The organism is Bradyrhizobium sp. 2TAF24, from assembly GCF_052115025.1.
Lineage (GTDB): Bacteria > Pseudomonadota > Alphaproteobacteria > Rhizobiales > Xanthobacteraceae > Bradyrhizobium_A.
This window is the reverse complement of the sequence record NZ_JBFRFW010000016.1, coordinates 82421-105072: the sequence shown is the minus strand read 5'-3', so window position 1 is coordinate 105072 and position 22652 is coordinate 82421. Positions and strand designations below refer to the sequence as shown.

The window sequence follows — 22652 nt, the reverse complement described above, 5'->3', positions numbered from 1 at the left end:
GGCGAGCCCGACGGCTACATATTCAGCACGCGGCCGTAGGCGTCGAGCACAGCTTCCTTCATCATCTCCGACAGGGTCGGATGCGGGAAGACGGTGTGCATCAGCTCTTCCTCGGTGGTCTCGAGGTTCATCGCCACGACATAACCCTGGATCAGCTCGGTGACCTCGGCGCCGACCATGTGGGCGCCGAGCAGCTGTCCCGTTTTCTTGTCGAAGATCACTTTGACCAGGCCCTGATCCTCGCCGAGCGCGATCGCCTTGCCGTTGCCGATGAACGGGAAACGGCCGACACGGATCTCGCGGCCGCCTTCCTTGGCCTTCGCTTCGGTGAGGCCGACGGACGCGATCTGCGGGTGGCAGTAGGTGCAGCCCGGGATCATGTTCTTGTCCATGGCGTGCGGGTGCAGACCCTTGATCGCCTCGACACAGATCACGCCCTCGTGCTCGGCCTTGTGCGCCAGCATCGGCGGACCGGCGACATCGCCGATGGCGTAGATGCCCGGCACGTTGGTCTTGCCGTAGCCGTCGATGACAATGCAGCCGCGGTCGGTCTTGACGCCGAGCTTCTCGAGCCCGAGGCCCTCGATGTTGCCGACGACGCCGACGGCGGAGATGACACGATCGACCTCGATGGTCTCGGTCTTGCCCTTGCCATCATCGAGGGTGGCGACCACGCTGTCGCTCTTCTTGTCGAGCCTGGTGACCTTGGTATTGGCGCGGATCTTGATGCCCTGCTTCTCGAACGCCTTGCGCGCGAAGGTCGCGATCTCGGCATCCTCGACCGGGAGGATCTGCGGCAGCACTTCGACGATGGTCACCTCGGCGCCCATGGTGCGGTAGAACGAGGCGAACTCGACACCGATCGCACCGGAGCCGACGACCAGCAGCGACTTCGGCATCTTCTCCGGCACCATGGCCTCGAAGTAGGTCCACACCAGCTTCTTGTCGGGCTCAAGGCCCGGCAGCACGCGCGGCCGCGCGCCGGTGGCGACGATGATGTGCTTGGCGTCATAGCTGCCGGCGCCAAGCGCCCCCTTGGGCGCGGCGACAGACGACGCCTTCACCGTGAACTTGCCGGGCGCGTCGATGACAGCCTCGCCCCAGATCACGGTGACCTTGTTCTTCTTCATCAGGAAGCCGACGCCGTCATTGAGCTGCTTCGACACGCCGCGCGAACGCTGCACCACGGCCTTGGGGTCGTAGGCGATGTTGTCCGCCGACAGGCCGTAATCCTTGGCGTGCTTCATGTAGTGGTAGATCTCGGCCGAGCGCAGCAGCGCCTTGGTCGGGATGCAGCCCCAGTTCAGGCAGATGCCGCCGAGATACTGCTTCTCGACGATCGCGGTCTTGAAGCCGAGCTGCGCAGCGCGAATGGCCGCAACATACCCGCCCGGCCCCGAGCCGATGATGACGACGTCGAAGGATGTATCGGCCATTCTCTGGATCTCTGTCTGGCTGGATCTTGGTCAGAAAGGTCTGAAGGCAGGAAGGTCTGAGGGGGAGAGAACCCGCCGAAGCGGGCTCACACCACCATCATGATCGGGTTCTCGATCAGCGCCTTGAAGGCGGCGACGAGTTGGGCGCCGAGCGCACCGTCCATCGCGCGGTGATCGCACGACAGCGTGACGCTCATGACGGTCGCAATCTCGATCTTGCCGTTGCGCACCACCGCCCGCTCCTCGCCGGCGCCGACCGCGAGAATGGTCGACTGCGGCGGGTTGATCACGGCAGTGAAGTCCTTGATGCCGTACATGCCGAGGTTGGACACCGAGGTGGTGCCGCCCTGGTACTCTTCCGGCTTCAGCTTGCGCGCGCGGGCGCGCGCCGCCATGTCCTTCATCTCGGCGGAGATCACCGACACCGGCTTGATATGCGCGTTGCGGATCACCGGCGTGATCAGGCCGCTCGGGATCGACACCGCGACGCTGACGTCGGACACCTTGTGACGCAGCATGGCGCCGTCGGTGAATGTGACGTTGGCATCCGGCACGCGCTGCAGGGCCACCGCCAGCGCCTTGATGACGAAGTCGTTGACCGAGAGCTTGTAGGCCGGCTTGCCGTCCTTGTCCTTCGGCGCGGCCGCGTTGATCTCCTCACGCGCGGCGACGAGCTTGCCGATATCGCAGTCGGTGGTGAGATAGTAGTGCGGGATGTCGCGCTTGGCTGCGGTCAGGCGCTGGGCGATCACCTTGCGCATGTTGTCGTGCGGGATGACCTCGTAGCTGCCCTCGGCGAACAGCGCGCGGACCTGCTGGTCGGTCGGCCCCGCGGGCGGCGCGGAAACGCCGGCAGCCGGTGCAACCGCCGGCTTGAGGCCCTGGCCGGACTTCGCCGCGTCGATATCGCGCGCGACGACACGGCCATGCGGACCGCTGCCGAGCACCCGCGACAGATCGATGCCGAACTCCTTGGCGAGGCGACGCGCCAGCGGCGAGGAGAACACGCGCTGGCCGGTGGCCGGAGCAGCGGCTGCCTGCGCCGCCGCAGCCGCGGCCTGCGGTGCAGCAGCGGGCGTCGGCGCAGCGGCCGGGGCCGCCGGCTTCGGCGCTTCAACCTTCGCCTCCGCCTTCGGGGCTTCGGCCTTGGCGGCGGGCGCGGCCGCAGCACCGGATGCTGCCGCCTTGACGTCCTCGCCCTCGCCGGCAAGCACGGCGATGACGTTGTTCACCGGCACGTCGGCGGTGCCTTCCGGCACCAGGATCTTGGCGAGGGTCCCTTCGTCCACCGCCTCGACTTCCATCGTCGCCTTGTCGGTTTCGATCTCGGCGATGACATCGCCGGACTTCACCTTGTCGCCCTCTTTCTTGAGCCACTTGGCGAGGTTGCCCTTTTCCATGGTCGGCGAAAGAGCGGGCATCAGAATATTGATCGGCATGGGAACAGCCCTGCTCTGTCAGCGATAACAAACGGCCTTGGCAGCCTGGACGACATCGTCGACCGACGGCAGCGCCAGCTTCTCGAGATTGGCCGCGTACGGCATCGGCACATCCTTGCCGGACACGCGCGCCACCGGGGCATCGAGATAGTCGAAGGCATGCTCCATCAGCCGCGCGGCGATCTCGGCGCCGACGCCGCTCTGCTGCCAGCCTTCCTCGACCGTCACGGCACGGCCTGTCTTCTTGACCGATGCGACGAGGGTCTCGGTGTCGAGAGGACGCAGCGTGCGCAGATCGATCACCTCGGCCTCGATGCCGTCCTTGGCGAGCTGCTCGGCGGCCTTGAGGGCGTAGGTCATGCCGTTCGACCACGAGATGATCGTGACATGCTGACCGGCGCGCGCGATGCGCGCCTTGCCGATCGGCAGCACGAAGTCGTCGAGCTTGGGCACTTCGCCGCTGTGGCCGTACAGAATCTCGTTCTCGAGGAAGATCACCGGATTGGGATCACGGATCGCAGCCTTCAGCAGGCCCTTGGCGTCGGCCGCCGAATACGGCGCGATCACCTTGAGGCCGGGAATGTTCGAGAACCAGGCCGAATAATCCTGGCTGTGCTGCGCGGCGACGCGGGCAGCCGCGCCGTTGGGGCCGCGGAACACGATCGACGACCCCATCTGGCCGCCGGACATGTACAGCGTCTTGGCGGCGGAGTTGATGATCTGGTCCATCGCCTGCATGGCGAAGTTGAAGGTCATGAACTCGACGATCGGCTTGAGGCCGGCGAAGGCAGCGCCCACGCCGATGCCGGCAAAACCATGCTCGGTGATCGGCGTGTCGATCACGCGGCGGTCGCCGAACTCCTGCAGCAGGCCCTGGGTGATCTTGTAGGCGCCCTGATATTCGGCGACCTCCTCGCCCATCACGAAGACATCGCCATCGCGACGCATCTCTTCGGCCATGGCATCACGCAGCGCTTCGCGCACCGTCATGGTCACCATCTCGGTGCCCGCCGGAATATCCGGATCGGAGGCGACCACCGCGGCCGGCGCCGCCGGTGCTTGGGTGGCCGGCGCAGGCGCCGGCTTGTCGGCGGCGGGAGCCTCGGCCTTGGYCGGCGGCGCAGCCGCCGGAGCTTTGGCGAGATCGTCGGCGCTCTCGCCGTCACCGAGGATGGTGGCGATCGGCGTATTCACGGCGACATCGGCGGTGCCTTCGGGCACCAGGATCTTGCCGAGGGTCCCTTCGTCGGTCGCCTCGACCTCCATGGTCGCCTTGTCGGTCTCGATCTCGGCAATGACATCGCCGGACTTGATGGTCTCGCCTTCCTTCTTCAGCCACTTGGAGAGGTTGCCCTTCTCCATGGTCGGCGAGAGTGCAGGCATCAGAACTTGGATCGGCATGGGGCTCTCGTGCGGGCTGATCAGCGATAGACGTCGGTGTAGAGCTCGGACGCATCCGGCTCCGGATCGGTCTGTGCGAAGTCGGCGGAGGCGTTGACGATCTCGCGCACCTCGGCGTCGATCGCCTTGAGCTCCTGCTCGCTGACCTTCAGTTCGAGAAGGCGATTGCGCACCTGCTCGATCGGATCCTGGTCGTGGCGAACCTTCTCGACTTCCTCGCGGGTGCGATACTTCGCCGGATCGGACATCGAGTGGCCGCGATAGCGGTAGGTCTGCATCTCGAGGATATAGGGGCCCTTGCCCTCACGGCACCACTGCACCGCAGCATCGGCCGCGGCCTTGACCGCGCGGACGTCCATGCCGTCGACCTGCTCACCGGGGATGTTGAACGACACGCCGCGCTTGGAGAAATCCTGCTGCGCCGAGGAGCGCGACACCGAGGTGCCCATGGCGTAGCGGTTGTTCTCGATGACGTAGATCACCGGCAGCTTCCACAGCTCCGCCATGTTGAAGCTCTCGTAGACCTGGCCCTGGTTGGCAGCGCCATCGCCGAAATACGCGACCGAAACGTTGTCGTTGCCACGGTAACGGTTGGCGAAGGCGAGACCGGTGCCGAGCGAGACCTGGGCGCCGACGATGCCATGACCGCCGTAGAAGTTCTTCTCCTTGCTGAACATGTGCATGGAGCCGCCCTTGCCCTTGGAGTAGCCGCCGCGCCGGCCGGTCAACTCCGCCATGACGCCCTTGGCGTCCATGCCGCAAGCCAGCATGTGGCCGTGATCACGATATCCGGTGATGATCTGGTCGCCGTCCTTCAGCGCCATCTGCACGCCGACGACAACCGCCTCCTGGCCGATGTAGAGATGGCAGAAGCCGCCGATCGCGCCCATGCCGTAGAGCTGTCCCGCCTTCTCTTCGAAGCGCCGGATCAGCAACATCTCGCGCAACGCGCTGAGTTCCTGCTCCTTGGTGAACTTGAGATTTGCGATGGGACGGGCGCCATTCCCCGCCTCCTGAGCGACGCTTTTCTTGGCAGCGGCCATGATCAATCCGGATGAGAGAAGAAGACTGTGGGTGAGTCCTCTCTACCTTAACTCCAATCGGCGTGAAAGCCGTGTATGCCGCCGCGCGGACAACTCATCTCGCAGTGCAGCGACGACAGCGACGCACCGCACGCAATTTGTGCAAGCAATTCGATGGCTTTTTGAAATTTAACGCACGCCCCTGCGGTGAGGCGACGCAGCCACCCAGCACGCGGGATCATTCGCACGCATACGAAACAGAATCCTGCCGGATCGCAAAATTTCCGTCGCACGTCAGAGCAGGCATGCGCGACGATATGCGCCGCGGCCACGCCGGACGATGCGAAGGCTTAGTGGGTCACCATGCGCACGAGATCGCGCGGGTTGGCGTAGTCGAGCTGGAAGCGTGCGCGCTCGTCGAGCATGTCCGGATCGAGCCGATCGGAACGCAGCAGCGAGACGCGCTGCTCGGCGTCGGCGCGCTCCCTCTTGAGACGCGCGAGCTCGTTGGTGAGTGCGACGATTTCCTGGTCGAGCTCGACCCGCGCGGTCAGGCCGTACCGCCCGGTGTAGGCGTTGATGCCGAAATACGCGATCATCGCCGCCGCCATCGCATAGAGGGCGAGCCCGGTCATGATCGCTTTGAGGCGGGTACGGGAAACCATGCCGGTACGATGCCGCGGCGCAGTTAACGTTCTCTGAAAGCGCGTCAGAAAAACAAAACGGTGATCGCGCTGTGCGCGACCACCGCAGGAAGACGTCATCCGGCCGTCACGCGGCCGGCGGAGCGGGCTTCAGTTCTTGCCGAAACGCGCCGCAGCACCCTTGATGGCCGCGAGCCCGCCGTAACGCGCCTGGGTTCCCAGCTCCTGCTCGATGCGCAGCAGCTGGTTGTACTTGGCGGTACGGTCGGAGCGCGCCAGCGAGCCGGTCTTGATCTGGCCGCAGCCGGTGGCGACCGCGAGGTCGGCGATGGTGGAGTCCTCGGTCTCGCCGGAGCGGTGCGACATCACCGCGGTGTAGGCGGCCTTGTAGGCCATCTCGATTGCCGCCAGCGTCTCGGTCAGGGTGCCGATCTGGTTGACCTTGACCAGGATCGAGTTGGCGCGGCCGTGCTTGATGCCGTCGGCGAGACGGGTGACGTTGGTGACGAACAGGTCGTCGCCGACCAGCTGGCACTTGCTGCCGACGATGTCGGTGAGCTCCTTCCAGCCGTCCATGTCGTCCTCGGACATGCCGTCCTCGATCGACACGATCGGATAGCGCGCGACGAGGTCCGCGAGGTACTGCGCCTGTTCGGAACGGGTGCGGGTCTTGCCCTCGCCGCCATAGACGTACTTGCCGTCCTTGAAGAACTCGGTCGAAGCGCAGTCGAGCGCCAGCATGACGTCCTCGCCGGCCTTGTAGCCGGCCTTGCCGATGGCGCTCATCACGAACTCGAGCGCGGCGTCCGCCGACGGCAGGTTCGGCGCGAAGCCGCCCTCGTCGCCCACATTGGTGTTATGGCCGGCTTTCTTCAGTTCGCCCTTCAGGGTGTGGAAGATCTCGGCGCCGCAGCGCAGGCCCTCGGCGAAGCTCTTGGCGCCGACCGGCATGATCATGAATTCCTGGAAGTCGATGGGATTGTCGGCGTGGACGCCGCCATTGATGATGTTCATCATCGGCACCGGCAGGGTACGCGCCGAGGTGCCGCCGACATAACGATAGAGCGGCAGGGCGCTGGCTTCCGCCGCCGCCTTGGCGACCGCCAGCGACACGCCGAGGATGGCGTTGGCGCCGAGCCGGCTCTTGTTGGGCGTGCCGTCGAGGGCGATCAGGGTCTCGTCGATCAGCACCTGCTCCTCGGCGTCCATGCCGCCGATGGCCTCGAGGATCTCGCCGTTGACCGCCGCGACCGCCTTCTGCACGCCCTTGCCGAGATAGCGGGCCTTGTCGCCGTCGCGCAGTTCCACCGCCTCGTGGGCGCCGGTCGAGGCGCCCGACGGCACCGCAGCCCGCCCGAGCGAGCCGTCCTCGAGCACCACGTCGACTTCGACGGTCGGGTTGCCGCGGCTGTCGAGAATTTCGCGGCCGATGATGTCAATAATGGCGGTCATGGAGATCCCTTTGGAGCTGCAAGGTCGGAAAACGAGGGTGCTTCTACAGGAAGCGCCGCAGGCGGAAAAGGCCGCCGGCCACGGTCCCCCGTGACCCGGGCGTTTGGATTGGGTATCAGGGCTTTACGGAGACCATATGATGCCACGCAAGCCACGTTCAGCCGCCCCCGCGCCCACCCCTGCGCCCCTGCAGCTCGGCCGGGAAACCCACCTGCCCAACTCCCCGGACGAGGCCAGGCTCGACCGCATTCCCAATCCCCAGGCCGACACCGACTACCTGGTGCGCTTCACGACGCCCGAATTCACCTCGATCTGCCCGGTCACCGGCCAGCCGGACTTCGCCCACATCGTCATCGACATGGCGCCGGGGCCGTTTCTCGTCGAATCCAAATCGCTGAAGCTCTACCTGCTCAGCTTCCGCAACCACGGCGCGTTCCATGAGGACTGCACGGTTGCGATCGGCAAGCGGCTGGTGAAGGAGATCAAACCCAAGTTCCTGCGGATCGGGGGCTACTGGTATCCGCGCGGCGGCATTCCGATCGACGTGTTCTGGCAGACCGGCAAGCTGCCCAAGGGGCTGTGGCTGCCGGACCAGGGCGTCACGCCCTATCGCGGCCGCGGCTGATCCGCGGGCCGCTCGCCTTCCACCCCCTTACTTCGATCCCGACTTGGCGAGCTGGTCGAACGCCATCAGCGTCCTGACCAGCCCCTCGAACTCCCTGAGCGGCACCATGTTGGGGCCGTCGGAGGGCGCATGGTCGGGATCGGGATGGGTCTCGATGAAGACGCCGGCGACACCGACCGCGACGGCGGCCCGCGCCAGCACCGGCACGAACTCGCGCTCGCCGCCCGAGGATCCGCCCTTCCCGCCGGGCTGCTGCACCGAATGGGTGGCGTCGAAGATCACCGGCGCGCCGGTGGTGCGGGCGAGGATCGGCAGCGCCCGCATGTCGGACACCAGCGTGTTGTAGCCGAACGAGGCGCCGCGCTCGGTGACCATGACATTGCGGTTGCCGCCGCTGGTCAGCTTGGTCACGACATTGCTCATGTCCCAGGGCGCCAGGAACTGGCCTTTCTTGACGTTGACCACCTTGCCGGTGGCGGCGGCCGCCAGCAGCAGGTCGGTCTGGCGGCACAGGAATGCCGGGATCTGCAGCACGTCCACCGCCTCGGCGACGCGGGCGCACTGCTCCGGCTCATGCACATCGGTCAGCACCGGCAAGCCGAGCGAGGCGCGGATCTCGGCGAAGATCGCCAGCGCCTGGTCGAGCCCGACGCCACGAGCGCCGGACAGGCTGGTGCGGTTGGCCTTGTCGAACGAGGTCTTGTAGACGAGGCCGACGCCGAGCCGCGCCGCGATCTCCTTGAGCGCGGACGCGACTTCCAGGGCATGCGCCCGGCTCTCCAGCAGGCACGGCCCGGCAATGATCGACAGCGGCAGCGCATTGCCGAACTGGACGGATCCGACGGCGACCACGGGTGCTGCGGAGACGGTGGCGTTCACGGGCGATCCTTTCCGGTACGAGCTATCTTGCGCGCGACGCGCTCACTTCACCGCCGAGAACGCGGTCGGCGCCAGGAACTGGTTGGCGATGCGATCGACGATCTGGCCGTCCTTCTCGGTTTCGGCGCGGGCGGTCGTCCACTCCGGATCGACGACGAACGCATTCCAGCGCTTCTCGCGATCGGCAAGCGACTCCCACGCAAGCAGATAGGTCAGCGTCTGGTTGGATTCGCCGATCAGCGTGGTGAAGAAACCGGCCTGGCGAATGCCGTGCTTCTCGAAAAGCTTCAACGTGATGGTCTCGAAACGCTTGAGCAGCGCCGGCAGACGGCCGGGCACGCAGTGATAGGTGCGCATTTCGTAAATCATCGGGCTTTTCCCCTTGTTCTGATGGTTCGACGACCATGGATGCGGCACCGGACCATCCGGCGCAGGCGCGCTGTTGTCGCAGCAATCCGCGGAACCGTCAAAGGCGCCGCGAAACGAGCACCGTCAGACCAGGCGGCTCTGCACCACCGCGGCCTGGATGAAGGAGGCGAACAACGGGTGGGGCTCGAACGGCCGCGACTTCAGTTCGGGGTGGAACTGGACGCCGATGAACCAGGGATGGTTCTCGTACTCGACGATCTCCGGCAGCAGGCCATCGGGCGACAGGCCGGAGAACCGCAGGCCGTGCTGCTCCAGGCGATCCTTGTACGCGGTGTTGACCTCGTAGCGGTGGCGGTGGCGCTCGAAGATCTCCAGCGCATTGTCGTAGATCGACGACACCCGGCTGCCGCGCACCAGCGAGGCCGGATAAGCACCAAGGCGCATGGTGCCGCCGAGATCACCGGCCGAGTTGCGCTTCTCGAGTTCGTTGCCGCGCAGCCATTCGGTCATCAGGCCGACCACCGGCTCGGTGGTCGGGCCGAACTCGGTGGAGTTCGCCGCCTCGATGCCGCCGAGATTGCGAGCCGCCTCGATCACCGCCATCTGCATGCCGAAGCAGATGCCGAAATACGGCACGCGCCGCTCGCGGGCGAACCGCGCCGCCCGGATCTTGCCCTCGGCGCCGCGCTGGCCGAAGCCGCCGGGCACCAGAATGCCGTTGACGTGCTCGAGGAACGGCGCCGGGTCCTCGTTCTCGAACACCTCGCTCTCGATCCAGTCGAGATTGACCTTGACCTTGTTGGCGATGCCGCCGTGGGCGAGCGCCTCGATCAGGGATTTGTAGGCGTCCTTCATGCCGGTGTACTTGCCGACGATGGCGATCGTCACCTGGCCTTCGGGATTGCGGACGCGCTCATTGATCTCGTGCCAGCTCTTGAGAACCGGCGCACTCTTCGGCGTCATGTGGAACGCGGCCAGCACCTCGTCGTCGAGGCCGGCGGCGTGATAGGCCTCGGGCACCGCGTAGATGTTGTCGACGTCGCGCGCCTCGATCACGGCGCTTTCGCGCACGTTGCAGAACAGGCCGAGCTTGCGCCGCTCCTCTTTCGGAATCGGCCGGTCGGTGCGGCACAGCAGGATGTCCGGCTGGATGCCGATCGAGCGCAGCTCCTTGACCGAGTGTTGGGTCGGCTTGGTCTTCAGCTCGCCCGCGCTCGGGATGTAGGGCAACAGCGTCAGGTGGATATAAATCGCCTGGTCGCGCGGCAGGTCGTTCTTGATCTGGCGGATCGCCTCGAAGAACGGCAGCCCCTCGATGTCGCCGACCGTCCCGCCGATCTCGCACAGCACGAAGTCGTAGTCGTCGTTGCCGCTGCGGATGAAGTCCTTGATGGCGTTGGTGACGTGCGGCACCACCTGGATGGTAGCGCCGAGATAGTCGCCGCGGCGCTCCTTCGTCAGGATGTCCTGGTAGATGCGGCCGGTGGTGATGTTGTCCTGCTTGCTCGCCGGTCGGCCCGTGAAGCGCTCGTAATGACCGAGATCGAGGTCGGTCTCCGCGCCGTCGTCGGTGACGAACACTTCGCCGTGCTGGTACGGCGACATCGTTCCGGGATCGAGGTTGAGATAGGGGTCGAGCTTGCGAAGGCGGACCTTGTAGCCTCGCGCCTGCAGCAGGGCGCCGAGCGCCGCCGATGCCAGGCCTTTTCCGAGCGAGGAAACCACGCCGCCGGTGATGAAGATGTACCGCGCCATGGGACCTTACCTTTAACGCTCCGCGCGCGATTCGCAAAACGAATCGCGCTTTGCCGTGACCAGAATTCTACGCTGTGGGTGACTTCGAAAACGAAGCCATTTCAAGAAATTCGGGCGACCTTTTCAGATCGCCCGGAACCAGGACAACCGATGGCTGCAATGCGTTATTGCGAGCGCGGCGGTTGCGGCGCCGACGGGGCCGGCGCGGGCTCCTGCTTCTGGAGCTGGTCGAGAATGCCGCCGCTCGTCGGCGGCGCCACCGGCGTCGCCGAACCGGGCGCCGAGATCGGCGCCGGGCCGGGATTGATGATCGACGACGGCTTGCGGTCGTAGCTCGCGAGCCACGACAGGAACAGGCTGGTCACGAAGAAACCAGCCGCCAGGATCGCCGTGGTCCGCGTCAGCAGATTCGCCGTGCCGCGGCTGGTCATGAAACCGCCGCCCCCGCCGATCCCAAGGCCTCCGCCTTCCGAGCGCTGCAGCAGCACGGCCCCGATCAGGGTAGCGACGATCATGAGATGAATGACGATAATGACGGTCTGCATCGGATCCTTCCGTCACACACGATTCTCCGCCGTGACGTCGGCGATCAGAAACGCTTGCGGGAGTTTGAGGTTGCGCGGTGTCTACACGATGGAAGCCGCGATGGCCACCCCTCACGCACGAAACGCGACGCTGGCCACCGGTTTTCCGCCGGCCCCCTTCATCTAGGGGCAGGCTTTTGCAATCGCAAGGAAATCGGCAGCCTTCAGGCTGGCGCCACCGACCAGGGCGCCATTGACATTCTCGACCGCCATCAGCTCGGCGGCGTTCGATGGTTTCACCGAGCCGCCATAGAGGATGCGGACGCCCGCCCCCTCCTTGCTCAGGCGCTCGTTGAGCTTTTTACGGATAAAGCCATGAACTTCCTCGACATCTTTCACTGTCGGGGTCAGCCCTGTCCCGATCGCCCAGACCGGCTCGTAGGCGATCACCAGGTTCCCCGCCGTGGCACCGTCCGGCACCGATCCGGCAAGCTGGGCGCCGACCACCGCGAGCGCCTCGCCGGCGTCGCGCTGCTCCCGTGTCTCACCGACGCAGACAATCGCGACCAGACCGGCCCGCCAGGCGGCCTGCGCCTTGGCCTGAACCACCGCATCGCTCTCGCCATGATCGGTGCGGCGCTCGGAGTGGCCGACGATCACCGCCGTAGCGCCGGCATCCGCCAGCATCTCGGCCGAGACGTCACCGGTGTGGGCGCCGGAGGCCGCGGCATGGCAGTCCTGGCCGCCGAGGGTCGCCTTCGATCCCGCCACCACGCCAGCCGCCCGCGACAGCAGGGTTGCCGGCGGGCAGATCATCAGGTCGACCTTGCGGCCGAGATCGTCTGCGCCCTGTGCAATCGCCGCCAATTCCACGGCCGACGCCTTCAGCCCGTTCATCTTCCAGTTTCCCGCGATCAGCGGACGCAGCGTGGCGGTCATGGCGGCTCCTGATGTGTTCCGGCTGTCAGCTAGCAGACCCATCCCCACCGCGCCAGAGTGGCGCAGCCACCGTCCACGACCGGATTCCGCCCGACCCGAAGCCGGCGAGCGCCGCCGAACGACACGGGCAAATCCATGATTTCAGTACCGCTTTTCAAGCCCGCGCTTCCCGGAAAGAGACATCCGGCGTGGCGCGCGAGCCAACGCGGGAGACGTCATGAGGTTGCGGGGGGTAAAGGCCGTCTTTATGATGCAAAACAACGTGCTGGCGCGTATAAGGCGCCCCGGTTCCCTGTTCTCCAGACAAGACGGTTGCGATGCTTCGAGGAATGCGAAAAGCCTCATCCAATTGGCTCGGCAAGACCATCATGGCCACGGTCATGGGTGTGCTGATCATCAGTTTCGGTATCTGGGGCATTGCCGACATCTTCCGCGGCTTCGGGCAGTCCAAACTCGCAACGATCGGCGGCGTCGAAATCTCGACCGAGCAGTTCCGCCAGCTCTATAACGACAAGCTGCAACAGATCAGCCGCCAGTTCGGCCGTCCGCTGACCTCGGAGCAGGCTCGCGCCTTCGGCCTCGACCGCCAGCTGCTGCAGCAGACCATCGCGGAGACTGCCCTCGACGAGGGCGCCCGGCGCATGGGCCTTGGCCAGTCCGACGCCGAGATCATCCGCAGCATCCACAACGACCCCAACTTCAAGGGCGCCACCGGCAGCTTCGACCCGGCCCGATTCGCCCAGATCATCCGCCAGTTCGGCTATTCCGAGCAGCGCTACATCGCCGAGCAGCGCAAGGTGTCGCTGCGCCGGCAGATCGCCGCGACCTACAACGCCGACCTCGAGCCGGCCAAGACCCAGCTCGACGTGCTGAACCGCTATCAGAACGAACAGCGCACGGTCGACTTCCTGCGCCTTTCCGCGGCACAGGTCGGCGCCATCGAGGCGCCCTCGCCCGAGGCGCTGGCGAGCTATTTCGAGGAACACAAAGCCGCGTTCCGTGCGCCCGAATACCGCAAGATCGCCGTCGTGATCGCAACGCCGGATGAGCTCGCCAAGTGGACGGCGGTGTCCGACGAGGACGCGAGGAAAGCCTATTCGGAGCGGCTCGACAGCCTGTCGACCCCGGAGAAGCGGCAGGTGTCGCAGATCGTGTTCCCGAACGCGGACGAAGCCAAGGCGGCGCGCGAGCGCATTGCCGGCGGCCTGTCGTTCGACGACCTCGCCAGGGAGCGCAAGCTCAGCGCCGCCGACGTCGATCTCGGCCTCGTGGCGAAGTCGGCCATCATCGACGCTGCGATCGCCGATGCCGCGTTCGCGCTCAAGGCCGACGAAGTCAGCCAGCCGGTGCAGGGCCGCTTCGGCGTCGCCCTCGTGAAGGTGAGCAAGGTCGAGCCCGGCACCACACCGAGCTACGAGCTGGTCGCCCCCAAGCTCAAGCGCGACCTCGCGCTCGATCAGGCCAAGGCTGCGATCAGCAATCTCTACAACAAGATGGAAGACGAGCGCGGCGGCGGCGCTGGCGTGGTCGAGGCGGCGCAGAAGGCCGGGCTGAAGGCGATCACCATCGACGCCGTCGACCGCTCCGGTCGCACGCCGAACGGCCAGCAGGTCCAGGGCCTGCCCCAGGGCTTCGACCTCGTGAGCGCCGCCTTCGCCAGCAACGTCAATGTCGAGAACGATCCGCAGCAGTACAATGGCGGCTACCTCTGGTACGACGTGCTGGACGTCACGCCGTCGCGCGACCGGACGCTGGACGAGGTCAAGGCTGAGGTCGAGACCCGCTGGAAGGACGACCAGATCGCGAGCCGCCTGCGCGACAAGGCCAAGGACATGGTCGCCAAGCTCGAGGGCGGCGCGACCCTTGCCGATCAGGCCACGGCCTCCGGCGTCAAGGTGGAAACGTCGGCACCGCTGAAGCGCGATGCTCGCAGCGAGGGCGTGCCGGCCACGCTGGCCGAGGCCGCCTTCCGCACGGCCAAGGACGGCTATGGGCAGTCGCCGGGCGCCTCGTCGACGGAAATCATCGTGTATCGCGTCACCGCGATCGGCGTGCCGACCCTCGACCTCGCGGCCGATGACCTCAAGAAGATGAAGGACGGCCTGCGGCAGACGCTCGCCGACGAGCAGATCGGTCAATACATCGCTCGCCTCCAGACCGACCTGGGCGTCACCATCAATCAGACCGCGCTCGCAGTCGCGACCGGCGCAGCCAACAGCAACTGATCCCATGGACGATTTCAAAGCGATCATCGGCAAGGTGGCGACCGGCGCCACGCTGTCGCAGCAGGAAGCCGCCGTCGCCTTCGACCGCATGATGTCGGGTGAGGCCACCCCCTCGCAGATGGGCGGCCTGCTGATGGCACTGCGGGTGCGCGGCGAAACCGTCGAGGAGATCACCGGCGCGGTGTCGGCGATGCGCGCCAAGATGCTGCGGGTGAAGGCGCCGCCGGATGCGGTCGACGTGGTCGGCACCGGCGGCGACGGCTCCGGCTCGGTCAACGTCTCGACCTGCGCTTCCTTCATCGTCGCCGGCACCGGCACGCCTGTCGCCAAGCACGGCAACCGGGCACTGTCGTCGAAATCCGGCGCGGCCGACTGCCTCGCCGCGCTCGGCGTGCGCATCGACCTCACCCCTGATGACGTCGGCCGCTGCATCGCCGAGGCCGGCATCGGCTTCATGTTCGCGCCGACCCATCATCCGGCGACCAAGAACGTCAACCCGACCCGCACCGAGCTCGCCACACGCACCATCTTCAACCTGCTGGGACCGCTGTCGAACCCGGCCGGCGTCAAGCGCCAGCTGGTCGGCGTGTTCTCCCGCCAGTGGGTGCAGCCGCTGGCGCAGGTGCTCAAGAACCTCGGCTCCGATGCCGCCTGGGTGGTGCACGGCTCCGATGGCCTCGACGAGATCACCCTCACCGGCCCGACCTTCGTCGCCGCGCTCGAAGGCGGCGAGATCCGCACCTTCGAGATCACCCCCGAAGAGGTCGGGCTGTCTCGCGTCGAGCCTGGCGCGCTCAAGGGCGGCCAGGCCGAGGCCAACGCCGAGGCCCTGCAGGCGGTGCTCGACGGCAAGCCCGGCGCGTATCGCGACGTCGCGCTGCTCAATGCGGCGGCGACGCTGATGGTAGCCGGCCGCGCCAACACGCTGGCCGAAGGCGTCACGCTCGGGCAGCAGTCGCTCGATAGCGGGGCGGCGCTGCGCAAGCTCGAGCACCTCATCGCCGTTTCCAACGCGTGACGCCGCCGATGTCCGACATCCTGACAAAGATCGAGACCTACAAGCGCGAGGAAATCGCCGCCGCCAAGCGCGCCCGGCCGCTCGCCGAGGTGGAGGCAGCCGCCAAGGCCGCCCCTGCGCCACGCGGCTTCGCTGACGCGATCCGCCGCAAGCTCGCGCGCGGCGACTATGCCCTGATCGCCGAGGTCAAGAAGGCTTCGCCCTCCAAGGGCCTGATCCGCCCCGACTTCGATCCGCCGGCGCTCGCCCGCGCCTACGAGGCCGGCGGCGCCGCCTGCCTGTCGGTGCTCACCGACACGCCCTCGTTCCAGGGCCATCTCGACTTCATGGTGGCGGCGCGCGCCGCGACGCAATTGCCGGTGCTGCGCAAGGATTTCATGTTCGACACCTACCAGGTGGTCGAGGCGCGCGCCCATGGTGCCGACTGCATCCTGATCATCATGGCGGCGCTCGACGACGCGGCCGCGCGCGACATCGAGGACACAGCGCTCGCGCTCGGCATGGACGTGCTGCTCGAAGTCCACGACCGTGCCGAACTCGACCGTGCGCTCAAGCTGCGCTCGCCGCTGCTTGGCGTCAACAACCGCAACCTGCGCACCTTCGAGACGACGCTGGCGACCAGCGAGGCGCTCGCGCCGCTGATCCCGAACGACCGCATCGCCGTCGGCGAGAGCGGCATCTTCACGCCGTCGGACCTGTCGCGCCTCGCCCGCGTCGGCATGTCGACCTTCCTGGTCGGCGAAAGCCTGATGCGCCAGCAGGACGTCACCGCGGCGACACGCGCCCTGCTCGCGCGTGATGCCGCAGCTCGCGCCGCCGCTCACTGACGGTTGAAACGATGACCAACGCGCCCAAGGCCGGCCTCACGCACATCGACGCCAGGGGCGAGGCGCGCATGGTCGACGTATCCGACAAGCCGGCGACCGAGCGCCTCGCGGTCGCCGAAGGCTGTGTCGTGATGTCGAAGGACACACTCGATCTCGTGGTCTCCGGCCAGGCGAAGAAGGGCGACGTGCTCGGCACCGCGCGGATCGCCGGCATCATGGCGGCGAAGCGGACTTCAGAGCTCATTCCGCTGTGCCATCCGCTGGCGCTGTCGAAGGTCACCGTGGACATCGAACCGGACGCCGCGCTGCCGGGCTGCCGTGTTACTGCGACCGTCAAGGTGACGGGGCCGACCGGCGTCGAGATGGAAGCGCTGACGGCGGTTTCGGTTGCCTGCCTGACGATCTATGACATGATCAAGGCGGTCGAGCGGGGCGCGCGGATCGACGCCATCCGCTTGATCGAAAAGCAAGGCGGCAAGTCCGGGCATTACAAATCTGGCCAAGACTAGTTTGGTCACGACGAGTTCGGCCACGATCCGTTCAACCGGACCTGATCCGCGCCGGACCCGAAACTGGCGCGCCCGCAGCCCGATCAGATCGGCGGCAGTGGTCGCCTCACCCACGAGGGAGTTGAACGATGGCGCTGATGCCGGTTGCGGACGCGCTCGCGGCGGTGGTGTCCGGTGTCGAGCCGCTGCCCGAGGAAACCGTCACGCTCGACGACGCCTATCACCGCGTGCTGGCGCGCGATGTGGTTGCGCTGCGCACCCAGCCGCCGGCGGCGATGTCGGCCATGGACGGCTACGCCGTGCGTGCGGCGGATGCCGCGAGCGTGCCGGCGCGCCTGACCGTCACGGGCGAGATCGCCGCCGGACGGCCGTTCGCAGGTCAGTTGGGTCCGGGCGAGGCGCTGCGCATCTTCACCGGCGGCGTGGTGCCTGACGGGGCCGACGCCATCGTCATCCAGGAAGACACCGCACGCGACGGCGATACCGTCACCGTCCAGGAGGCTGCGGTGGCCGGCCGCCACATCCGCCCGGCCGGCGTCGACTTTCGCGAAGGCGACGTGCTGCTGCGCGCCGGGACCCGCCTCACCGACCGCGCCCTGTCGCTGGCGGCTTCCATGAACCACACCGCGCTGCCGGTGCGCCGCCGGCCGAAGGTCGCGCTGGTGGCGACCGGCGACGAACTGGTGATGCCCGGCGGCCAGCCCGGCCCCGGCCAGATCGTCTACTCCAACGGTTATGCGCTGCGCGCCCTGGTCCGCGCCGAGGGCGCCGACGTCCTCGACCTCGGCGTCGTCGGCGACACCATGGAGGCGACCCGCGCAGCGATCCGGCAGGCCCGTGACAGCGGCGCCGACGTGCTCGTCACCACCGGCGGCGCCTCGGTCGGCGACCATGACGTGGTCAAGCGCGCGCTCGACGCCGAAGGCGTCGACATCGCGTTCTGGAAGATCGCGCTGCGCCCCGGCAAGCCGATGATGCACGGCCGGCTCGGCGGCATGCGCCTGCTCGGCCTGCCGGGAAACCCGGTGTCGTCCTATGTCTGCGGCTTCCTGTTCGTCGTGCCGCTGCTGCGCGCCCTCGCCGGCCGCAGCGAGTTGCACACGCCGCTGGAACCGGCAGTGCTCGGTTCCGACCTGCCGGCCAACGACCAGCGCCAGGATTACCTGCGCGCCCGCCTCGAACTGCGCGCCGATGGCCCTCCCGTGGCCACGGCGGTGCGCCAGCAGGACAGCTCGCTCCTCGGCCACCTCGCGGCCGCCGGCGCCCTGATCGTGCGCCCGCCGTTCGCGCAAGCCGCCCCGGCGGGCTCGGCGTGCGTCATCCTTAAGCTTCCCCTGTAGGCCGCCGGTGTTTTGTTGACGTCAAATTAAGAGGTTGCGGAACACATATCGAACATATAGGGTCCGTTCATGATTTGTTTCGAGCGAGTCCTTACCGCCCGAGACGTCTGACGGTCAGCGTTCGCAGCACCGTATTTGGGGGATTGGTTAAGATGCTCACACGCAAGCAGTACGAACTTCTCCGCTTCATCAATGAGCGGCTGAAGGAAGCGGGCGTGCCGCCCTCATTCGACGAGATGAAGGATGCGCTCGACCTGCGCTCCAAGTCCGGCATCCACCGTCTGATCACAGCCCTGGAGGAGCGCGGCTTCATCCGCCGCCTGCCGAATCGCGCGCGCGCCATCGAAGTCATCAAGATGCCCGAGCAGGCCGCCTCCGGCGGCGGCGGCGCCCGCCGCGGCTTCACCCCCAGCGTGATCGAGGGCAACCTTGGCCGTGTCGTGCGTACCACCTCCGAGGATGAAGGCGGCCGTCCCGTCGCAATCCCGGTGATGGGCCGCATCGCCGCCGGCACGCCGATCGAGGCACTGCAGACCCGCAGCCACACCATCAACGTGCCGCCCGAGATGCTGGGCTCCGGCGAACACTATGCGCTGGAAGTACGCGGCGACTCGATGGTCGAGGCCGGCATCCTCGACGGCGACATGGCGCTGATCCAGCGCACCGAGAGCGCCGACACCGGCGACATTGTCGTCGCCCTGATCGACGAGGAAGAGGCGACGCTGAAACGCTTCCGCCGTCGCGGCGCCTCGATCGCGCTGGAGCCGGCCAACGCCGCCTATGAAGTGCGGATCCTGCCGCCCAACCGCGTGCGCATCCAGGGCAAGCTGATCAGCTTGTACCGTCGCTACTGAGGCCACCTCAGTCATCAGACTGGCGATCGGCCTCGACCGGCGTCGCATCGACGGGCCACCAAAGCCCGGCGCCGCCTATCAAATCCTTGTCGCTGAGCACCTCCAGCGACGGCGGCCAATCCCGCCCTTTCGGCTTCAGGGTCTCGACCGCAAGCGCCGGCCGCCACAGGCCGCCGACGTCAGCGGCCCAGTTCCCGATCAATCACATTTCTGGATTCTGTTGACGCTCCCAGCTAAGCGCCGTGAGGGGGACATGGAGATCTCTGAGAATCCGGCGAACAAGATGCGTGATGCGCTCCACGTCCCGCTGCCGGCTGTCGATATAGATCGTCGCGGTATCCTTGGGATGGCCACGATAATGGCGAACCGCAACTTCGATACCGTTGTCCAGCCTGAACGATGCTCCTTCAAAGTGGTCGAGATCATCGACCCCTTGCGTGATCTTGGCTCGTCCTGAAAGAATTTGATCAACCGGCAACGAAATGATCGCCTGCGGGATGACCTCGACGCTGAGACACTCGATTGGCTTGATCATTTGAGTCCAATCCAGTCACGGTTGGCCATTCACGAACCTCGACAGCGGGATTGCAGCACATGTCGTGCCATTCGCGTCTGTTCGTTGCAGCACCCCCGAAGTTCCAAGATACCATCTCGCTTCAAATGGGGTTCCAGACCCGGGGGTGGGACTGACCGGCGTGTCGAATTCAACACCCCGCTTCCCACTTGGCAAGCTACTCTTGTAGGCCTTAACCGCAGGTAAGCTGCTTTGGGCCGTATTCGATCCCGGCTTACCCCAAATTTCCATGGAACTTTGTTGGGCCTGCGCGTCAGCTACCGTTTGAGTCGGCGATTCCAAGCGATGAAGCGGTCCTGGCACGACTCAATCCCCCCACTGAGCGACACCCCGCCAGATACTGTGTTCCACCTGTAATTGTGTCAACGCCAGCCATGCGCGCATGACTGGTGCACTGAAACCTGCCGCGGAGCCGCGTGCGCACCCCACGGCAGGCTGATCAGCCTGTACCGCGGTGACTAACGCCCATCAGTCATCGGACTGGCGATCGGCATCGACCGGCGTCGCATCGACAGGCCGTCCTGCCGCAATCGGGCCGGCATTGTCCTCGCCAGCCACTTCCGGCGACCATGGGCGGTCACGCCCCGTCGGCTTCTGGGCGTCCGCAGCAAAGCCCACGTCGGTCCGCCGCAGGGCCAGCGCTCCGAAGCGACGGATCCGCGCCTGGTCGATCACCTGTGCCGCACAGCTCGGCGGCGGGCGGGCGCGCGAGACCATCAGGCTGGCCCGGACGCAATCGTCCGCCCAGCCGTCAGGCCGGATCGACAGCGCCACCAGGGCGCCGTCACGCAAGGCCGTGATGCACCCCGTCACGTCGCAGGAGACGCCCTCGCCGAGCGACGGATCGGTGGGGAGGCGGGCGTCCGCGTCCGCCGCGAGCCACTCCTTGAGCAGGAACGCGTCCTTGCCGAGCCGCATCAGGTGCAGCCGACCGTCTCTGCCCCGCACGGCAACATTCTGCCCGTCCGACGACACCAGCACGTCCGGCTGCGGCGTCACGAGCGCCCAGACTGTTGCCCCCACCATGACGGCCACGCCGCTCCAGCGCAGCGCCGTGCGGCACAGCGCCAGCACCAGCATCCCCGCTGTCGCCAGCAGCAGCGGCCCGGTGCCGAACGCCGCCATGCGCCCGATCGCCCCGGGCAGCGCCGTCACCCACTGCGCCACGAGGACCATCCAGGCGATCCCCACATCCATCAGCGACCAGAAGATGCCGTCGAGCCCGAACGGCATCGCCACCAGCCCGAGCAGGCCGGCCGGCATGACGAGCCCGGATACCACCGGCATCGCGGCGAGATTGGCGAGCACGCCATAGGGCGTGATGCGATGAAAATGGAATGCGGCATAGGGCGTGGTGGCGAGCCCTGCCACGAAGGAGGCAAACAGCAGCACCACCAGCTCGCGACCGCCCCACAGCGCCACCCGCGCGACAAGCGAGTTGTCGGCCGTCGCAAACAGCCGCGGCATGCCATGGGCGACCAGTGCCACCAGCCCCAGCGTCGCGGCGAACGACATCTGGAAGCTCGGATGCACCAGCGCCTCGGGTGCGACGACCAGCACCACCATCGCCGCGATCGCAAGCGTGCGGAAGGTGATGGCGCGACGATCGACCATGATCGCCAGCAGCACCACCGCCGTCATCAGGAAGGATCGCTGCGTCGCCACCTCCGAACCCGACAGCACGAGGTAGAACGCGGCTCCGAAGAGCGCGACGCCGGCCGCCCATTTCTTGATCGGATGGCTCGCCGAAAGCTGTGGGATCAGCGCCAGCAGCGCCCGCACGATGCCGAACACCGCACCGGCGACCACGGCCATATGGTAGCCGGAGATCGACAGCACATGGCCGAGCCCGGAAATGAACATCGCGTCGTTGACCGGCGTCGTGATCGCATCACGCCGCCCGGTCAGCAGCGCAGTGGCGATCGCCCGGGAGTCGCCGCTCAGTGTGGTGCCGATGCGTGCATCGATCGCATCGCGCATGCCCTGCAGCGCCGCGGCATAGCGTAGCCACAGCCCGCCGCCTTGCGGCGGCGCCTGCGTCACCTTGATCGCCCCCATGACGAATCCAGAGGCGCCGATCCCCTGGAAAAACAGGTCGCGCGCGAAATCGTAGGAGCCGGGCCGCAGCGGCGCGATCGGCGGCGACAGCCGCGCCTTGAGTTCGACGAAACTGCCGACGGCCGGTCCCGCTCCCTTGCGCACCGAGAGGCGGACGCGAGAGAGCGTCGTCTCATGCCGCGGCACCTCCATCTCGGTCACGCGCAGCACGAAACGATCGGTGCGCTCGCGCACCTCATAGGTTTCGACGAAGCCCTTGATGCTGAGGGCGGCCGTCGGCCGCGTCAGGACCGGATGGGCGACGCGCGCGGTCCTGATGGTCGCGTTGGCAAACCCCGCCGCGACCGCCGCCAGCATCACCATCAGCGGAAACACCGCATGGCGACGCAGCAGGATGCAGGCAATGGCGAGCGCGACAGCCGTCGCCACGGCGATCCACAGCACCGGCTCGTGATCCGCCGCGAAATAGATGGCGATGCCGGTTCCGAAGGCGACGGGAACCCAGGGCAGCAGCCGCCCGGGTCCGGCTTCGGCGCGAACGAGGTCGAGCAGGCGGCTGAGCCACGCCGTCCAGGGTGTGACGCCGGCGCCGATGCCGACGACCGCCGGCACGACCGGGCCGGTCGGCACCGGCCACGTTCGCGTGCGGCTGCGTCCCCTGCCCCCTTGCGGCGCCATGACCGTCCGCCGATCCCCAGACTGCCCGAGGAGGCGATGCTATCTCAGCAGCCGGCGCCCGCCAGCCGCATCTGGAGACGGCCG

The 22652-nt window shown here is 66.8% G+C and carries 21 protein-coding genes; 7 read left to right on the top strand and 14 right to left on the bottom strand.

The window, feature by feature from the left end; genetic code table 11:
- Window positions 1–14: 14 nt before the first annotated feature.
- The 6 genes from lpdA to eno all read right to left on the bottom strand — a co-directional run bounded on the left by lpdA (window position 15) and on the right by eno (window position 7394).
- Window positions 15–1436: a dihydrolipoyl dehydrogenase gene (gene lpdA, locus AB4Z37_RS23865; RefSeq protein ID WP_441519235.1), complete on the bottom strand. Its 1422-nt coding sequence runs from the start codon at window positions 1434–1436 to the stop codon at window positions 15–17.
- 86 nt (window positions 1437–1522) lie between these two features.
- Window positions 1523–2875 (bottom strand): pyruvate dehydrogenase complex dihydrolipoamide acetyltransferase, encoded by a 1353-nt coding sequence (locus AB4Z37_RS23860; protein ID WP_441519234.1) that lies wholly within the window; start codon window positions 2873–2875, stop codon window positions 1523–1525.
- An 18-nt stretch (window positions 2876–2893) separates the two neighbouring features.
- Complete coding sequence (locus AB4Z37_RS23855) at window positions 2894–4276, bottom strand: pyruvate dehydrogenase complex E1 component subunit beta (protein WP_441519233.1); 1383 nt, start codon at window positions 4274–4276, stop codon at window positions 2894–2896.
- Window positions 4277–4296: 20 nt separating this feature from the next.
- On the bottom strand, window positions 4297–5319 hold the full coding sequence (gene pdhA / locus AB4Z37_RS23850; protein ID WP_441519232.1) for a pyruvate dehydrogenase (acetyl-transferring) E1 component subunit alpha: 1023 nt from the start codon (window positions 5317–5319) through the stop codon (window positions 4297–4299).
- A gap of 329 nt (window positions 5320–5648) precedes the next feature.
- Window positions 5649–5963 carry a septum formation initiator family protein gene (locus AB4Z37_RS23845; protein WP_441519231.1) on the bottom strand — a complete coding sequence of 105 codons (315 nt, stop codon included), beginning with the start codon at window positions 5961–5963 and terminating at the stop codon, window positions 5649–5651.
- Between the two features lie 129 nt (window positions 5964–6092).
- Complete coding sequence (eno, locus tag AB4Z37_RS23840) at window positions 6093–7394, bottom strand: phosphopyruvate hydratase (RefSeq protein WP_441519230.1); 1302 nt, start codon at window positions 7392–7394, stop codon at window positions 6093–6095.
- A 139-nt stretch (window positions 7395–7533) separates the two neighbouring features.
- On the opposite strand from eno, the gene queF reads away from it, so the two are divergent.
- Window positions 7534–8019 (top strand): preQ(1) synthase, encoded by a 486-nt coding sequence (gene queF / locus AB4Z37_RS23835; RefSeq protein ID WP_441519229.1) that lies wholly within the window; start codon window positions 7534–7536, stop codon window positions 8017–8019.
- 27 nt (window positions 8020–8046) lie between these two features.
- On the opposite strand, the gene kdsA is transcribed toward queF, so the two are convergent.
- The 5 genes from kdsA to tpiA form a co-directional block, all read right to left on the bottom strand.
- Window positions 8047–8898, bottom strand: coding sequence for a 3-deoxy-8-phosphooctulonate synthase (gene kdsA / locus AB4Z37_RS23830; protein ID WP_441519228.1), 852 nt, complete (start codon window positions 8896–8898; stop codon window positions 8047–8049).
- 42 nt (window positions 8899–8940) lie between these two features.
- Window positions 8941–9267: an NIPSNAP family protein gene (locus AB4Z37_RS23825; protein WP_441519227.1), complete on the bottom strand. Its 327-nt coding sequence runs from the start codon at window positions 9265–9267 to the stop codon at window positions 8941–8943.
- A gap of 123 nt (window positions 9268–9390) precedes the next feature.
- The gene (locus AB4Z37_RS23820; protein ID WP_441519226.1) at window positions 9391–11022 is read right to left on the bottom strand and encodes a CTP synthase; all 1632 of its coding nucleotides are present in this window, start codon (window positions 11020–11022) and stop codon (window positions 9391–9393) included.
- Between the two features lie 164 nt (window positions 11023–11186).
- Window positions 11187–11567, bottom strand: a complete 381-nt coding sequence (gene secG, locus AB4Z37_RS23815; RefSeq protein WP_441519225.1) for a preprotein translocase subunit SecG — start codon at window positions 11565–11567, stop codon at window positions 11187–11189.
- A gap of 162 nt (window positions 11568–11729) precedes the next feature.
- A complete protein-coding gene (gene tpiA, locus AB4Z37_RS23810; protein WP_441519224.1) occupies window positions 11730–12485 on the bottom strand; it encodes a triose-phosphate isomerase in 756 nt (251 codons plus the stop codon).
- 329 nt (window positions 12486–12814) lie between these two features.
- Here tpiA and AB4Z37_RS23805 point away from each other — a divergent pair, with 329 nt between their 5' ends.
- The 6 genes from AB4Z37_RS23805 (at window position 12815) to lexA (ending at window position 19258) form a co-directional block, all read left to right on the top strand.
- A complete protein-coding gene (locus AB4Z37_RS23805; RefSeq protein ID WP_441519223.1) occupies window positions 12815–14710 on the top strand; it encodes a SurA N-terminal domain-containing protein in 1896 nt (631 codons plus the stop codon).
- Between the two features lie 4 nt (window positions 14711–14714).
- A complete protein-coding gene (trpD, locus tag AB4Z37_RS23800; protein WP_441519222.1) occupies window positions 14715–15728 on the top strand; it encodes an anthranilate phosphoribosyltransferase in 1014 nt (337 codons plus the stop codon).
- An 8-nt stretch (window positions 15729–15736) separates the two neighbouring features.
- The gene (trpC, locus tag AB4Z37_RS23795) at window positions 15737–16555 is read left to right on the top strand and encodes an indole-3-glycerol phosphate synthase TrpC (protein WP_441519221.1); all 819 of its coding nucleotides are present in this window, start codon (window positions 15737–15739) and stop codon (window positions 16553–16555) included.
- A gap of 11 nt (window positions 16556–16566) precedes the next feature.
- Window positions 16567–17064, top strand: coding sequence for a cyclic pyranopterin monophosphate synthase MoaC (gene moaC, locus AB4Z37_RS23790; RefSeq protein ID WP_441519220.1), 498 nt, complete (start codon window positions 16567–16569; stop codon window positions 17062–17064).
- A 128-nt stretch (window positions 17065–17192) separates the two neighbouring features.
- The gene (locus AB4Z37_RS23785; protein WP_441519219.1) at window positions 17193–18404 is read left to right on the top strand and encodes a molybdopterin molybdotransferase MoeA; all 1212 of its coding nucleotides are present in this window, start codon (window positions 17193–17195) and stop codon (window positions 18402–18404) included.
- 152 nt (window positions 18405–18556) lie between these two features.
- Complete coding sequence (lexA, locus tag AB4Z37_RS23780) at window positions 18557–19258, top strand: transcriptional repressor LexA (RefSeq protein ID WP_441519218.1); 702 nt, start codon at window positions 18557–18559, stop codon at window positions 19256–19258.
- A gap of 7 nt (window positions 19259–19265) precedes the next feature.
- Here the strand turns inward: lexA and AB4Z37_RS23775 are convergent, their stop codons facing one another.
- From AB4Z37_RS23775 to AB4Z37_RS23765, 3 genes are all read right to left on the bottom strand, one after another.
- Window positions 19266–19460, bottom strand: coding sequence for a hypothetical protein (locus AB4Z37_RS23775; RefSeq protein ID WP_441519217.1), 195 nt, complete (start codon window positions 19458–19460; stop codon window positions 19266–19268).
- Window positions 19461–19793: a hypothetical protein gene (locus AB4Z37_RS23770; protein ID WP_441519216.1), complete on the bottom strand. Its 333-nt coding sequence runs from the start codon at window positions 19791–19793 to the stop codon at window positions 19461–19463.
- Window positions 19794–20300: 507 nt separating this feature from the next.
- Complete coding sequence (locus AB4Z37_RS23765; protein WP_441519215.1) at window positions 20301–22568, bottom strand: ComEC/Rec2 family competence protein; 2268 nt, start codon at window positions 22566–22568, stop codon at window positions 20301–20303.
- Between the last annotated feature and the right edge of the window lie 84 nt (window positions 22569–22652).

Coding starts and splice junctions, on each gene's coding strand:
- AB4Z37_RS23785 (WP_441519219.1), top strand. CDS start 17,193: ATGGCGCTGATGCCGGTTGCGGACGCGCTCGCGGCGGTGGTGTCCGGT.
- tpiA (WP_441519224.1), bottom strand. CDS start 12,485: ATGACCGCCACGCTGCGTCCGCTGATCGCGGGAAACTGGAAGATGAAC.
- lpdA (WP_441519235.1), bottom strand. CDS start 1,436: ATGGCCGATACATCCTTCGACGTCGTCATCATCGGCTCGGGGCCGGGC.
- secG (WP_441519225.1), bottom strand. CDS start 11,567: ATGCAGACCGTCATTATCGTCATTCATCTCATGATCGTCGCTACCCTG.
- AB4Z37_RS23765 (WP_441519215.1), bottom strand. CDS start 22,568: ATGGCGCCGCAAGGGGGCAGGGGACGCAGCCGCACGCGAACGTGGCCG.
- pdhA (WP_441519232.1), bottom strand. CDS start 5,319: ATGGCCGCTGCCAAGAAAAGCGTCGCTCAGGAGGCGGGGAATGGCGCC.
- AB4Z37_RS23825 (WP_441519227.1), bottom strand. CDS start 9,267: ATGATTTACGAAATGCGCACCTATCACTGCGTGCCCGGCCGTCTGCCG.
- AB4Z37_RS23860 (WP_441519234.1), bottom strand. CDS start 2,875: ATGCCGATCAATATTCTGATGCCCGCTCTTTCGCCGACCATGGAAAAG.
- AB4Z37_RS23845 (WP_441519231.1), bottom strand. CDS start 5,963: ATGGTTTCCCGTACCCGCCTCAAAGCGATCATGACCGGGCTCGCCCTC.
- trpD (WP_441519222.1), top strand. CDS start 14,715: ATGGACGATTTCAAAGCGATCATCGGCAAGGTGGCGACCGGCGCCACG.
- AB4Z37_RS23770 (WP_441519216.1), bottom strand. CDS start 19,793: ATGATCAAGCCAATCGAGTGTCTCAGCGTCGAGGTCATCCCGCAGGCG.
- AB4Z37_RS23805 (WP_441519223.1), top strand. CDS start 12,815: ATGCGAAAAGCCTCATCCAATTGGCTCGGCAAGACCATCATGGCCACG.
- trpC (WP_441519221.1), top strand. CDS start 15,737: ATGTCCGACATCCTGACAAAGATCGAGACCTACAAGCGCGAGGAAATC.
- lexA (WP_441519218.1), top strand. CDS start 18,557: ATGCTCACACGCAAGCAGTACGAACTTCTCCGCTTCATCAATGAGCGG.
- eno (WP_441519230.1), bottom strand. CDS start 7,394: ATGACCGCCATTATTGACATCATCGGCCGCGAAATTCTCGACAGCCGC.
- queF (WP_441519229.1), top strand. CDS start 7,534: ATGCCACGCAAGCCACGTTCAGCCGCCCCCGCGCCCACCCCTGCGCCC.
- AB4Z37_RS23820 (WP_441519226.1), bottom strand. CDS start 11,022: ATGGCGCGGTACATCTTCATCACCGGCGGCGTGGTTTCCTCGCTCGGA.
- moaC (WP_441519220.1), top strand. CDS start 16,567: ATGACCAACGCGCCCAAGGCCGGCCTCACGCACATCGACGCCAGGGGC.